The sequence below is a fragment of the Sulfurivermis fontis genome (genome assembly GCF_004001245.1).
In the GTDB taxonomy this organism is placed as follows: domain Bacteria; phylum Pseudomonadota; class Gammaproteobacteria; order Thiohalomonadales; family Thiohalomonadaceae; genus Sulfurivermis; species Sulfurivermis fontis.
The window spans coordinates 909,344-922,993 of record NZ_AP018724.1 but is presented as its reverse complement, the minus strand read 5'-3'; the positions used below and the strand labels follow the sequence as shown (position 1 = coordinate 922,993).

General features: G+C 53.8%; 15 protein-coding genes and 2 tRNA genes. 5 read left to right on the top strand and 12 right to left on the bottom strand.

Annotated features, from left to right (window positions below; genetic code table 11):
* Positions 1 to 44: 44 nt before the first annotated feature.
* Positions 45 to 121: transfer RNA gene (locus EP379_RS04760), tRNA-Arg, on the bottom strand.
* A 37-nt stretch (positions 122 to 158) separates the two neighbouring features.
* Positions 159 to 234, bottom strand: a tRNA-Ala gene (locus EP379_RS04755).
* Positions 235 to 581: 347 nt separating this feature from the next.
* On the opposite strand from EP379_RS04755, the gene EP379_RS04750 reads away from it, so the two are divergent.
* The 5 genes from EP379_RS04750 to EP379_RS04730 all read left to right on the top strand — a co-directional run bounded on the left by EP379_RS04750 (position 582) and on the right by EP379_RS04730 (position 5,116).
* Positions 582 to 1,241 (top strand): NapC/NirT family cytochrome c, encoded by a 660-nt coding sequence (locus EP379_RS04750; RefSeq protein WP_232023973.1) that lies wholly within the window; start codon positions 582 to 584, stop codon positions 1,239 to 1,241.
* A gap of 50 nt (positions 1,242 to 1,291) precedes the next feature.
* A complete protein-coding gene (locus EP379_RS04745) occupies positions 1,292 to 2,245 on the top strand; it encodes an ankyrin repeat domain-containing protein (protein ID WP_172600379.1) in 954 nt (317 codons plus the stop codon).
* A 111-nt stretch (positions 2,246 to 2,356) separates the two neighbouring features.
* Complete coding sequence (locus EP379_RS04740; protein ID WP_127476381.1) at positions 2,357 to 2,947, top strand: c-type cytochrome; 591 nt, start codon at positions 2,357 to 2,359, stop codon at positions 2,945 to 2,947.
* Between the two features lie 20 nt (positions 2,948 to 2,967).
* On the top strand, positions 2,968 to 4,242 hold the full coding sequence (locus EP379_RS04735; RefSeq protein WP_127476379.1) for an NAD(P)/FAD-dependent oxidoreductase: 1,275 nt from the start codon (positions 2,968 to 2,970) through the stop codon (positions 4,240 to 4,242).
* Between the two features lie 190 nt (positions 4,243 to 4,432).
* The gene (locus EP379_RS04730) at positions 4,433 to 5,116 is read left to right on the top strand and encodes a c-type cytochrome (protein ID WP_127476377.1); all 684 of its coding nucleotides are present in this window, start codon (positions 4,433 to 4,435) and stop codon (positions 5,114 to 5,116) included.
* Between the two features lie 129 nt (positions 5,117 to 5,245).
* Here EP379_RS04730 and EP379_RS04725 read toward each other — a convergent pair whose 3' ends face one another.
* The 10 genes from EP379_RS04725 to EP379_RS04680 form a co-directional block, all read right to left on the bottom strand.
* A complete protein-coding gene (locus EP379_RS04725; protein WP_232023972.1) occupies positions 5,246 to 5,776 on the bottom strand; it encodes an SCO family protein in 531 nt (176 codons plus the stop codon).
* Positions 5,777 to 5,835: 59 nt separating this feature from the next.
* On the bottom strand, positions 5,836 to 6,300 hold the full coding sequence (locus EP379_RS04720) for a hypothetical protein (RefSeq protein ID WP_127476373.1): 465 nt from the start codon (positions 6,298 to 6,300) through the stop codon (positions 5,836 to 5,838).
* 22 nt (positions 6,301 to 6,322) lie between these two features.
* Positions 6,323 to 7,150, bottom strand: a complete 828-nt coding sequence (locus tag EP379_RS04715; RefSeq protein WP_127476371.1) for an ABC transporter permease — start codon at positions 7,148 to 7,150, stop codon at positions 6,323 to 6,325.
* Positions 7,151 to 7,169: 19 nt separating this feature from the next.
* Positions 7,170 to 7,631: a nitrous oxide reductase accessory protein NosL gene (locus tag EP379_RS04710; protein WP_197722858.1), complete on the bottom strand. Its 462-nt coding sequence runs from the start codon at positions 7,629 to 7,631 to the stop codon at positions 7,170 to 7,172.
* A gap of 38 nt (positions 7,632 to 7,669) precedes the next feature.
* Positions 7,670 to 8,521 (bottom strand): ABC transporter ATP-binding protein, encoded by an 852-nt coding sequence (locus tag EP379_RS04705; RefSeq protein ID WP_127476367.1) that lies wholly within the window; start codon positions 8,519 to 8,521, stop codon positions 7,670 to 7,672.
* Between the two features lie 27 nt (positions 8,522 to 8,548).
* Positions 8,549 to 9,514 (bottom strand): NapH/MauN family ferredoxin-type protein, encoded by a 966-nt coding sequence (locus EP379_RS04700; RefSeq protein WP_127476365.1) that lies wholly within the window; start codon positions 9,512 to 9,514, stop codon positions 8,549 to 8,551.
* Entirely contained in the window at positions 9,511 to 10,362 is an 852-nt protein-coding gene (locus tag EP379_RS04695) for a 4Fe-4S dicluster domain-containing protein (protein WP_127476363.1), read from the bottom strand. Before EP379_RS04695 ends, EP379_RS04700 begins: the two co-directional genes overlap by 4 nt.
* Positions 10,359 to 11,606 carry a nitrous oxide reductase family maturation protein NosD gene (locus EP379_RS04690; protein ID WP_127476361.1) on the bottom strand — a complete coding sequence of 416 codons (1,248 nt, stop codon included), beginning with the start codon at positions 11,604 to 11,606 and terminating at the stop codon, positions 10,359 to 10,361. Before EP379_RS04690 ends, EP379_RS04695 begins: the two co-directional genes overlap by 4 nt.
* Before the next feature lie 2 nt (positions 11,607 to 11,608).
* Positions 11,609 to 12,808: a hypothetical protein gene (locus EP379_RS04685; RefSeq protein ID WP_197722857.1), complete on the bottom strand. Its 1,200-nt coding sequence runs from the start codon at positions 12,806 to 12,808 to the stop codon at positions 11,609 to 11,611.
* Between the two features lie 118 nt (positions 12,809 to 12,926).
* Positions 12,927 to 13,646, bottom strand: a complete 720-nt coding sequence (locus EP379_RS04680; RefSeq protein ID WP_127476359.1) for a c-type cytochrome — start codon at positions 13,644 to 13,646, stop codon at positions 12,927 to 12,929.
* Positions 13,647 to 13,650 lie beyond the last annotated feature (4 nt).

Here is a 13,650-nt window from a genome sequence, read left to right as displayed (position 1 = left end):
AATATCCGACGCAAAGAGATGGAGAAATGGCAACGCCGGGGGTTTGGCGCCCCGGATACGATTTGAACGTACGACCTGTCCCTTAGGAGGGGACCGCTCTATCCAGCTGAGCTACCGGGGCAAGGAAGGGAAGTGCCAACTGGGGTGGCGGAATGAGCTGGTGGAGCGGAAGGGGATCGAACCCTCGACCTTCGCATTGCGAACGCGACGCTCTCCCAGCTGAGCTACCGCCCCGATATGCGCATGACCCCTAGGGCCACAGACGGCGCGAAATATAGCACATGTGCCCTCGATTACCTATGTTGTCACATGGGTAGGGAGAATGTGACACGTCCGGATGTCACATACCGTCATGACACAAGAAAAACTGACATGCCAGGCAGTTTTGCAACCCTCAAGGACACACCATAAAATGCATACATATCAACATGTTAAAAACAAATAACAGATTCTCTTCAGTGGCATAATTTTTGCCATATGGATATAGGCGACACCAGGATCCGGATGGCAGGTATGAGGTACATGGACTCAATACCGTACTCTGTATGGGATATTTGCCTGTCTTGGGTGTTCGAGTTTAGATGAAGATTAAGGAAGCTCTGAATAAGTTCAGAGCTTCCCTGGCAAAATTCAGGCAAATAGTAATACCGGGTCATTACACCATTATGAAAAAGTACATCATCGGTTTTGCGCTGTTCGTTGGTGGCGCCCTCGCTCTGGCTGGTGTAAACGGCTTTTTTGCCTACACCAACACCACCGAATTCTGCACTTCCTGCCATACCATGCGCTGGAATTATGAAGAATATAAGGAAACCAAGCACTTCAAGAACCGCGTTGGTGTCCAGGCACAGTGCGCCGACTGTCATGTGCCCAAGGAGTTCTTCCCCAAGGTAGCCGCCAAGATCATCGCGGTGAAGGATATCTACCATCAGATCATCGGCACTGTGGACACCCAGGAGAAATTTGAGGCCCACCGCTGGGAGATGGCGAATCGTGTATGGGATAAGATGAAGGCGACCGACTCGCGGGAGTGCCGTACCTGCCACGAATTCGAGGATATGGATTTCAGTGTCCAAGGTCGCTCGGCGCGTAACAAGCACGAGCAGGCACCGACGCGTGGCAAGACCTGTATCGATTGTCATCAGGGTATTGCCCATCAGATGCCGGAAGAGCCGTACGATGAGGAAGAATACGCCGACACCGAGGAAAGCGCGGACGAGAACAAGGCGAAAGACGAGTGATTGCTGCGATAATGAATCACGCCGCCACCATCAGGACTGAGAGCAGCGCCATGCCCAAACACGCCACGATAGTTCGTATCGTATTGTTCTCTCTGCTGCTTATTCTCGCAGCAGCTGCCGGTGCCAAAGAACCGGAACTGGACAAGGAGTTACGTGAGGCAGCCCTTATCGGTGATGTCGACCTGGTACGCAGCCTGCTCGACAAAGGCGCCAACCCCAATGCCAAGACCAGCTTTGGCAAATCCGCCCTGATGTTCGCCGTCGAGGAAGGCAATCTCGACGTCGTGGAATTACTGCTGTCCCGTGGCGCCGATGTCAACGCACGCAGTTCAGTTGGCTGCACCGCCCTCACCTTTGCCTCTGAACAAGGTGATGTGGCGTTGGTACAGCGTCTTCTCGAGGCCGGTGCGCGCATACAGGACAAGACCCGTGCCGGCTGGGATGCGCTCTCCCTGGCCAGCCGTTATAACCATGTCGAAGTGGTGGAACTGCTACTGTCCCGTGGCGCCAACGTCAACGTCTCGGATCGGGACGGCTTTACACCATTGATGATCGCCGCCGAGAAGGACAATGGGGCCGTGGTGCGCCTGCTGTTGAACGCCGGCGCCGACACCGATCTACGCAATCGCGACGGAGCCAACGCCCTGATCGTTGCGGCCGGCAAGGGTCATCTGCATGTAGTGCAGTTACTGCTCGATCATGGGGTCGATATCAATGCGATGAGTGACGACGGCTCTACCGCACTCGCCTGGTCTGCCGGCAACAATCATCTCCACACCACGGAATTGCTGCTTGAGCGTGGGGCAGAAATCAATCACCAGGACGTCAATGGCACCACAGCCCTGATGGAAGCCGCGGCCAATGGCTATGCCAAAATTGTTCGCCTGCTGCTGGATCGTGGCGCGAATGCGGCGCTGAAAGACAAGCACGGTGACGACGCCTTGAGTTTGGCTCGTGCCGGCAAGCACCAGGAATGCATCAAGTTGCTGGAACAGACCCGCTGAATATGCAGGTTATGCAGGAATCACTGGAATAACCCAGTGTGTTAGGTAGGAAGTGTAACAAGTGTAGTTGACGATAAAAGAGCAAACCAAGAGCAACCAAAAGGAGGTCCCATGAAATACAAGACTCTCATGCAGGGCGCTATCGTCCTGGGTAGTCTGACCCTGGGCGCCGCCGCGCTGGCGGCAGGCCCGAGTGCATCGATGCTGGCCAATACCTGTGCCGGCTGCCACGGCACCGACGGCTCGAGCAATGGCCCGGCCACCCCTACCATTGCCGGCATCAAGGCGGAGTACTTCATCGAAACCATGCAGGCGTATAAGGACGGCACCCGTCCTGCCACCATCATGGACCGTATCGCCAAGGGCTACAGCGAAGATGAGATCAAGCTGATGGCCGGTTACTTCGCCGAGCAGAAATTCGTCCGTATCGATCAGGGCGCCGACAAGAAGCTGGCCGCAGCCGGCAAGCGCCTGCATGACCGTTACTGCGAGAAGTGCCACGAAGATGGCGGCAAGCTAGCCGATGACGGCGGCATTCTGGCTGGCCAGATGATGCCCTATCTACGCTACTCGTTCACGGATTTCACCAGCGGCTCCCGCGAGATGCCGAAGAAGATGAAATCCAAGGTCGACGAGATGATGAAGAAGGCTGGTAACGACAGCCTCGAACAGCTCGTACACTATTACGGTAGCCAGAAATAAGAATTGGAAGGGGCCAAAACATGACGCATATCACTCGTAGAAGCTTCCTCAAAGTTGCCGGCGGTACCGCAGCGGTTGGTGCCATCGGCGTTCCGCACATCGCTCTCGGCGCCAGCAAAAAGGTGGTCGTTGTCGGTGGCGGTGTCGGCGGTGCCACCGTGGCCAAGTACCTGCGCCGCGCCGACGCCTCCATCGAAGTCACCCTGATCGAGCCCAACAAGCACTACTACACCTGCTTCATGAGCAATGAGGTGCTGGGTGGTGAGCGCACCATGGACTCCATCAAGTTCGACTACAGTGGCCTGGCCAAGCATGGCGTCAAGGTGGTGCACGATACCGTCACCGGTATCGATGCAGCCGCGCGCAAGGTAACCACCGCGGGTGGTCAGACCTTCGGTTATGACCGTTGTGTGGTCGCTCCCGGCATCGACTTCAAATGGGATGCTATCGGCGGCTACGATGAAAAGGCCGCCGAGATCATGCCGCATGCCTGGAAGGCCGGTCCGCAGACCACCATCCTGCAGAAGCAGCTCCAGGACATGAAGGACGGCGGTACCGTCATCATCGCCGCACCGGACAACCCGTTCCGCTGCCCCCCTGGTCCGTACGAGCGTGCCTCGCAGATCGCCCACTATCTGAAGAAACACAAGCCGAAGTCCAAGGTGCTGATCCTCGACGCCAAGGACAAGTTCGCCAAACAGGGCCTGTTCATGGCCGGCTGGAAGAAGCATTACGGCGACATGATCGAATGGGTTGGTGCAGCCGGTGGCGGCAAGATCGAGTCGGTCGATGTGGCCAGCCGTTCGCTGCAGGGCGCGGTGGAGAAGTACAAGGGTGACGTGGTGAACGTGATCCCGCCGCAGAAGGCTGGCAAGATCGCCCACACCGCGGGTCTGGTGAACGACAAGGGCTGGTGCCCGGTCAACCAGGGCACCTTCGAGTCCACCATCCATGCCAACATCCACGTCTTGGGCGATGCCAGCATCGCCGGCGAAATGCCGAAGTCCGGCTATTCCGCCAACTCCCAGGCCAAGGTATGTGCTGCCGCCGTAGCCGCACTGCTCAATGGCATGGAGGCTCCGGTACCGGCCTACGTCAACACCTGCTACAGCCTGATCACCCCGGAGCACGGTATCTCCGTGGCCGCAGTGTACCAGTTGGTGGATGGCGCCATTACCGGCGTCAAGGGTGCTGGCGGTCTGACACCGGCCGATGCCTCGGAAGAGATGCTGAAGCGCGAAGTGGCCTACGCCCACTCGTGGTTCAAAAACATCACTGCCGATACCTTCGGCTAAGCTGCACCCAACCGGGGAACACAACGGGGCCGCATGGCCCCGTTGTTTTTCGTCCAGGGCTAAAGTCACGCCACAGAACCCAGCAGAACGGGAACGAGGTTTACCCCACCTTGATATCCATCAAATACCAGAACCACTGCCCCGCCTATACTATTCCCGACGAATCACTACAGGTATTGGAGTCCGAGGCATGAATAAGCTGCTGACACTGGCTGCGCTGATTTACACTCTGCTACCCCCCAGTCTCTTGGCCCAGGACAATGTCGACCTGCGCAATGGCAAAGACGTCAATGAAGTATGTGCTGGTTGCCACGGGGAGTTCGGCCAGGGAGGCAAGGACGGTGAATATCCACGCATTGCCGGCCAACCAGAGGCCTATATCGTCAAGCAGATGCATCTGTTCCGCGAGCGCAAGCTGGACAACATGGCCATGCTCGAATACGTCAACCCGCGTGACTTTCCCGAGGCCGATGTATACGACGTCAGTGCCTATATTGCACAGATAGAACTGCTGACTCAGCTTCCCCCAATTGATGAGAGCAAGGAGTTTGATCCCCTGGCCCGTCTGCAACTGGCCAAGCGCCTGCTCAATATCCCGCGAACGGAACAAGGTGACCCGGAAAAGGGGCGCATCACCTATAACAAAGAGTGTCGCTCCTGTCATGGCGTCGATGGCTGGGGCAAGAAGGCCGATGGCGATGCTCCCATGCTGGCCGGCCAGCACACCAAATACCTACTGCGTCAGGTGGATAAATACCGCCAGGGTCTACGCAAACATGATGAATCAGATCCAGTTGAATTGCTGACTCTATTCTCAGATGAGGAGTTGATGGATATTTTCGCCTTTCTCGCCACTGTTGACGACGTTCAGTAATCTGACACCGATATTGCCGTCGACCTGATTTGCCGCAACTGTAATGTTGCCACCTGTAGCGTTGCCTCGAAATTGTTTCGGCGATACCACTGCCGGCAAACGCGATTCGTAGCCGTCCTCAAGCGTAGGCTAGCGAGCCAAGAGTTGACGGATGGCTGCGACGATCTTGTCGGGTGGAGCCCCATGGGGGAGAACCTCGTGCAACTTCCCGTTACGATCCAAAAGGTAGGTCAACGATGAATGATCAACAGTGTAGTCTGTACTGCTGCCATTCTGCTCACGAGCATAAGCCACACCATAGCGCTGCGCGACATCGGCTATCTGCTGGGGTGTTCCAGTAGCACCGCGCAATGCGGGATGAAAATAGGCAGTATATTCGGCGAGGCGCTCTACCGTATCGCGCGCAGGATCAACGCTGATAAATATGGGCTGAATCTGTGCCAGCTCCTGCGCATCCAGCTTATGCAGTGCCATCCCCAGCAGCGCAAGTGAAGTCGGACAAACATCGGGGCACCAGGTATAACCGAAATAAAGAATCACGATCTTGCCGCGCATCTGCGCCAAGCTCAGTGGCCCGTTGGCCGTCGTCAGCACAAAATCACCTGCCGTAAGCGGACTTGGCTCCTGCCGCTCAGCCGGTTGCCACAGCAACAGAGTCACCAGAATTCCCAGTGTCACGGCTAGTGCCACCGCAGGAAACAACAAGCGCCGGTTCATGGTTAACGGCGGGAGATAGTATCAAACCGGAATGGTGCGACGTACACCGTATCAGCCATAGTCAACATGACTTTGGCTTCCCAGCTCATGCGACTACGCACACAGACCGGTAACATCCCCTCACCTTCATACCGGCCATCACCGAGCGGTTTGAGGCGGAAACGGTTGTACCCCATATTCATATCGACACCGCTGAAATCGACATCCACTGCCCGAATCGCCGGAATATTGGTCTCAACCTTGATCGACAGCGGCTCAACTAGAGGGATTGGGCGTGGTGCAATGGTGAAGGTGACCGCACCCAAGCCGCTGATTTCTGTGGTACATGGCCCCTGCTGTATATCGCAAGAAGATAGCGTAGCGCTGACTACCGGCAACTCATCCTGTGGCTGCATATACGTGTAAGCAAATAGCCCCACTACCACCACCGCCAGCAAGCCAACACTAGCCCATAACCAGCGTTCCATGAACACACTCCTGACAATCACACTATGGCAGGTCGCCGCGGCGGAACAACAGGTAGCCTGCACCGGCACACACAGTGCCCAATACCAGTGGATACAGCGATGACCACAATAAATAACCCGTTTCGCCGAAGTTATCCAGTATCACAAAGGCGGTCGGCCCCAGCAACACCAATTGCGGATCGAACAGCATCATTGTTGCCGTGCGGAATACTTGCAACGGGTTAGCCAGGGCGATAGCCACAGCGGTTTCAGCAGGCAATTGTTCCCGAATCATCACACCTAACAGGATGAGATCGAGGAACAACACTAACGTCAGCCAGATAACAAAAGCAGCCCCTTGGGCCACATCGGCTGTCCGCGCCATGGCGGAGATCAACATGCCAAAGCCGAGGAAACACCAAGACAGCCCGAACAGAAATATCGTGTAATAACCATAGATATGCCATGGCACATCAGCACCACGTGCCACACCCCAGATGAGCGCAGCAGTCATAGCGATAAAAACGGGGAGAAAGATCACCGCAAACCTACCCAGCATTTTACCCCAGTACCATGCCGCCAAACCTACCGGTAACGACAACAGGTACTCGAACACGCCGGCCTCCCGGTCACCCGCCACTGACCGCACGGTAGTAATAAGAACAAACAGCGGCAATATGGCCATAGTCAACTGCAAATAAGTCACCAGGATGCGGGTCAGGCCCGTAAATCCCATGATGCGAGACTCGGTCAACCCGAAAACGAAAAGCAACACGACTATACCGCCAAAGATGGCGGTATAAGTCATGAACCAGCGGGCACGCATGGATTCGATGACGTCGGTAAGCGCAGTAAGCCAGAGATGCTTCATAGTGGGCATTAATTATGAGTTAGCGGCTGGATACAGCGGCATCATTGGAGGCAGGGTTGGCAAGTGCTTCGGGAGAATTAAAACGCTGCTCGACCAAATGGATATGTTCAATGGCCTGGGAGTACTGTAGCGTGCCCTCCGCAGCGTCAGCTTGAGCTCCCAGCCCATAGCCCATGGGCGTAATCCGGTCTTGCACATAATGTGCAGAACGCGCATCGATCCATGCCCCCGTACGATGGTCCGTCACCCATATCTCGGTACGCGGGTCGTTGCGCCAAGGCTGCTGTTCCAGCCACAAAACGGCGCAACCGATATCATCGAATTTGTACACACGGGTTTTCTTACCCTCGGGACCACCGCGAATTTGGGCAGCATAAAAGCGGTCGCTCAAGACCATACGACAACGCGCGCATGTATCACGGTCCCACTTGACCTCTGCTGGGCCAGTACCGGGATCCCCTGAACAGGCGAGCAGGAACATGGTTGCGAGAACCAACACAGTTAGTTGCCATCTTACCTTCATCTGCCATTCTCCCTCATCTCTATCGCCGCCAGAACACCGGCATAACGGGATAGCACGCCGAGGAAGCGCAAACGATCAGGAGCGGCCACCTTACCACGCCAGGAGAGTCCCTCCTGTTCAAATCCCCACTCCGAAATAGCCTTGGCAAACGCGGGTTCATCACGACTCAACTGTACCTTGCATTGCAAGGTACTCGCCATGTCGACCGCATCAGCAACCTTATCATCAAGCGTGACAAGCCCTTGATCCAACTCGACCACACGATTGACCAGCGACGCTACCTCATCGAGACGATGACTGGATATAAGCATTACAGCATGTTCCTGCCGCTCTGCGAGGAGTTGAAAGAGATGGTGTCGCGCCTCCGGATCGAGGTTGGCTGCCGGTTCATCGAGGATGAGAAGATCAGCATTGCGTCCCAATGCAACGCTAATCAACAACTTTTGTTTTTGTCCGCCGGAAAGCTTGACAAAGGGCTGACTGGTCACCCGTTCAGTATCCAATCCAAGGCGAGCAGCCACATCACGCATAGCCGACACCCGTGAGCCACACAGATCGGCCGCAAACTTCATCAATTGTGACACCGGCATTTTGAGTGGTGGCGGCAATTGCGGCACAAACCCCACGTGTGCAAGAACATCTTCCCGTGCATGACGGGGACTCTTGCCGTCTATCGTGACTATGCCATCGTGGGTATATTCACCAAGCAGGCAGCGAATCAATGTGGTCTTACCAGCGCCATTGGCACCAATAAGCGCTATACGTTCACCTCGGCTGATGGTCAGATTAATACCGCGTAAGACCTCGGCACGACGAAACCGCTTGGACAAATCATTTATACTGATCACGCAGACACCCGTTGGACGGCAATTATTTTATAAAACCTTATTCAGCCCTTTGATCTCATATCGCAACGATCCTGTCGGACATATATCGATACACAAACCACAACGGGTGCAGTCAGCCCCGATAGGGACATTGATGTCAATTGCCCGTCCTTTGATCACCGGATCCAAAACATGAGGTACCAGGCATACTTTGCGACATTCTCCCTCATGCTTACATGACTCGACGTTGTAAACAACACGCAGTGGTGAAAATAGACCGACCACACCATAGGTCATTCCAATGGGGCAGACATAACGACACCACGCACGCTGCGATACAAAAATTTCGAATAACAACAGAAAGACAACCCACCCCAATGCGAGGGTTGCACCATAAATAATCGCCCGACTGAGAATACCTGTGGGTGAAATCGTCTCGTATACCGTATAGCCAGTCCCAAGCGCCAGCAACGCAAAGATCACATAGAAAGCTGTGCGCACGCCGCGGTGAAATTCATGATTCTTCACCAACTTATGCTCTACCAGCCATAGATGGATTTTTTCTGCCCACTCAGCGAGCAAATGATAGGGACAGACCCAGGAGCAGAAAGTACGCCCGCCCAGCAACAGCCACAATATAAAAACTGTTGTCGTACCAATCAGCAAATTGAGTACAACATGTTTGAATGCCAGCATTACCTGCAGAGCCGAATTCAAGTCGGCCATGTGGAAGCCCATAAAGCGAGATGCGGTCAGGGCGCCTTCGAGGAGTTGAATATCAAAATAATAAGAAACAACAAACAAAAGATTAACGAGAAGCAAGGTAGTCCAGCGTCTGTTGCGCCACTTGTGTGATTTATGCGCTGCATGTTCTGCACGAATTTCATCCAGAGTGACCTTTTCTCCCTTTTTATAAAAATGTATCTTCTTTACCTCCGGAGAAAAGTCGTCCGGCTTCGGCCTGGTTGGAGCTCGCCCGAGCAGTTGCAGTAACGATTCTTTGAAAAAGTTCATACCCGTTCCACCGTACTTTCAATATCAATGACGATGGCGGCCGGCTCCGTCGGGCAAACCATTTCGCAAGCCCCGCAGCCAACACAGCCGTCTAACACAACCGGACGCATTCGCATCACGCCATCACCTCGATCTTCTGCCTGCAGCTCAATGGCGTGACGTGGCGGACATTGATTTACGTCACCTGATGGCGGCTTTCCTGCTTCGCATTGGGTAATACGGATTTCGATTGGACAGTGGCGCACACATAGATCACACAGTTCGAGATCAAAGGTCTGTTCATGTACCCGCTGCGGCTTCCACCGGTCAATCTCCGTATAACGGAACAGACCATCGAACTCAGGGCCACGAATCTGACCCTTAAACCCTTTACCATGCATAGCCAGGCATAGATCTGGACGGTCCAGCCTGGCAAACCCCATACGTACTTCATGCGGGTAGTTTAGTGAATGGGACAGTGCCCCAGTCGGGCAGGCCAGAATGCATTGCAAACCATCACAGGAGAAATCACAGGCCTGATCACGTGCATCGACATAAGGAACGCCAACGCCGAAACCATCCATGATATCCGCAAGAGTAATTGCCTCAACCGGACAGACCTGAACACACTGGCCACACTTGATACACGACGCCAGAAACTCATCTTCAACCAGAGCCCCTGGAGGGCGCAACCTTGGATTCCATGAACGGGCAACCGGGATATATCCCATGGCGGAGATGCCGACAACTCCTGCCGCTAACATCAGAGAACGCAAGAACTGCCTTCGCTCCTGCTGCTTACGCCTGTTAATGACAGGTGCTGCCGTGGGTGCAGCAGCAGCATTCTGTTTCTGCTTTTCTTCACTCATGATTCGCTGCTTACCCTCATTACTGGTACGGCATCTCGTAACAACAGTTTAGGTGGACTAAACGGTGCCAGTCGCTCGAGAAAATCAAGCACTTCGAGTAGTGGTGATCCTTTAAAGAACTGTGCAGAAGGAATATCCATCCATAATCTGTCTGCATACGAATACATCTCGTGAGGTGTATCGCCTATACCGTCCCCATTCAGATCGAATCCCTCATAATCATCCCAGTGATTCCCTTCCCACAGGTGGCGTGTGGCTGTACCACCACCACCTACAGCAACCTGTGTGAGGTTTCCCTTGAACTGGTTATTGCGAAATTCGTTACCACTCCAATCACTGAGTAGACTGACACCTATTCCGTTATAGGCAATCAAATTATTTGTGAATCGGTTGATAGTATCCGGCTGATAGGGTGACACATCGATGTATAGCCCATTGGCGCAATACAAAACCTGATTATTCTCGACAACCAAATCGGAGGTCTCTTTGAAACCAATGCCGACGCCGGTAGTTCCTGTAGCATTACGGATGTGGTTATTTCGTAATACGACACCATCACTATACATCACGAAAATACCGACGGAATTATCAAAGAACACATTGTTCTCGACAAGATTGTACTGCGAATACATAAAATGCAGGGAATATCTTCCACCACTCGCTGTATTTCCTGAAATCGTATTGTCGCGCGAATACCAAACCACTATGTCACGTGAATTGGTCACCACATTATCGATGATGCGATTATCGTAGCTATACCACAGCCGAATGGCATCACCGCGCATACCAAGCTCGATATCCTTCGAACTGATACGATTGCGGCGAACGATATTGTTGTTGGATTGCTGGAGATCGATGCCAAACAGGGTGTCATCAATGACATTGTCTTTGATGACATTGTATTTACCGCGTACCTGAATTCCTGAATCAAGATCGTTATGTGATGTTCCACTCCCAACAAGACGTAAACCCGCAATAGTAGCCCCATCTGTATCTACCAGCAGAACGGTACCCCGCCCTTCACCATCAATGGTCACCTTACCTTGACCATCCAGGGTCAATGGTTTATCCAGCACTGCCGGGCCGGCATATACACCAGGTTCAAGTACCAGGGTACTGCCAGGCTTCGCGTCGTCTAGCAGTGGCTGTAGTGGACGCCGCGCCTGAGCCGTCGCGCCCCCCCACGTGAGGGAAACGGCAACGGTGATTAACCAGACGAATCTGCGTACCACAACATGCCGCATGGTCACATTCCGCCAGCGTTTTCCGCTTTGATTTGCTTGCGTCGCAGCAAGGCTATTGCGGCCATCACTGCACTGAATAGTAACATTAGCCCAAATCCGATATGTGGATACGAGTGAGTCGAAAATTGGGCAACTTTGCCATCACCAAATACCGTCGGCATGAATGGCTTGACTGTAAATGCCGCCATCTCATGCAGGCTGTGACCGAACCACCAGAGCCACGCTGCATATTCAATGATAAAGAATACCGGTAAAGCCATCGGCGCCAGCGCCAACACCCAATAGAGGAAACCACGGGACTGGCGCGCACCCCACAAAAGCAAGCCCATCGCACCTATGATGCCAGCAAACAACAGGTGTGTAGCCATCTGCAGGGTATCAACCATAGGCTTGATTTCTTCAGGGTTATTGAAATAACGGCCGAGGTTTTTTTCATAATGCCAGGACATAACCTGGAAACCACTGCCATTCCATTCCTGTGCAGATTCCTTACGTTTCTGATCGATCTCGAAACTGACGCGCAGGCTATGGATGTACCGTTCTTTGTCACTGGCAGAGGCATCGAGCTGCTGAGTCGGTTTATCCTTTTTTGTTTCCTGCATCGAGCGGCGCAATTGCTCGATAATAGCCTGCCCTGAACTCATTGCCTCTGCAGTTCCATCATCCTGTTCCGCTCCGCCGCCTTTTTCCTGGTCGAGAGACGCTATCATGGCATCGATGTACCCAGCGTTCTGCAAATATATGCCGTCTTTGCCGTAGATCGTCAGATACATCCAGGTAACAATTATGGCAAATCCTACAGCCATGACTCCAAGACGGGCGTTACGCGACGGCAATACAAACCCGATGACCATTACACCCAACAGTGCCATAAGGAACTGTGAGTAGGCTTTCTCGACGGGACCACCCGCTGCGATAGGATACATACCTACGTAGTGATTGATAGTGTCCATTTCGTGCACACAATCCAGGGCTTCCTCCTCCTGGATTTCTGCTTTCTCGACCTTGGTGCAGCCGTTGAATACACCATTCATATGAAAGTGAATACGCACACCATCGGGGAACGATTCTTCCGGATAATTGGGCGCCTTGAGAGATACCCACCACGTTGGGGTGTAATAGATAGCTACCAACAATACCAAGGCAACTGCAGTCAGCAACCCGGTAGCGATGAGCCTGGTACGATCTTGAGCGGAGGTCATGGCGTTCGTGATCCTTGTAACAGGAAAGGAATTGAACGGGTCACCCTGAAGCGGGTGGGACAAGAGCTTCTGCTTAACTATTCCGCCGTACCGGAACGGTACGGCGGAAATTAAGAGCTTACTGGAAGTCAGGGTTCTGCCAGCCCGGCGGGCCAAGACGATCGGCAGGAGGCTTGATACGCGAGGCGTAGTCGCTCACTGCTTCAAGGTCGCGATCACTGAACCCTTTTACCTGCTTGACCATGTCGGGGTTGGCGTTGCGGCGCTTACCATCACGAATTTCTCGGAACTGACGCTTGATGTATTCGAAGTGCTGCCCTTGGATCTTGGGATAGAACTTGTCATTATCGCCTTCACCGTTGGCGCCATGGCACCGGACACAGTTGTCCTTATACAGCTGTTCACCATGCTTCAGATCAGTGCCGGGACCTACGCCGTTTTCCGGCGTCATCGGCAACGTAGCGATATATTCCACCACATCCGCCACCGCCTGGGCGCCGCCGATCTGCGACGGCAGAGCGAACGGATACATAGTCGGATTATCGCGGTTGCCAGCACGAATATCCGCCAGCTGCTTCACCAGCACGTTATGATGCTGGCCAGCCAATTGGGGGAAAGTACCATCGGCAAGGCCCCAACCTTCCGGCATGTGGCAGGCGGCACACACTTCATAGATATCGCGGCCACGCGCCTTGTCACCCTTCAGAGTCATGGCAATTTCAAGCTCATCACCCTGCATCGCCCAAGAAGGCTTAAGCGGTTTTTCGGCAGCCTGGGCGATACCACTGGCAGACATGACAAGCGCAAGCGCCAATGCTGACTTCAGACTCACTCGCATACAT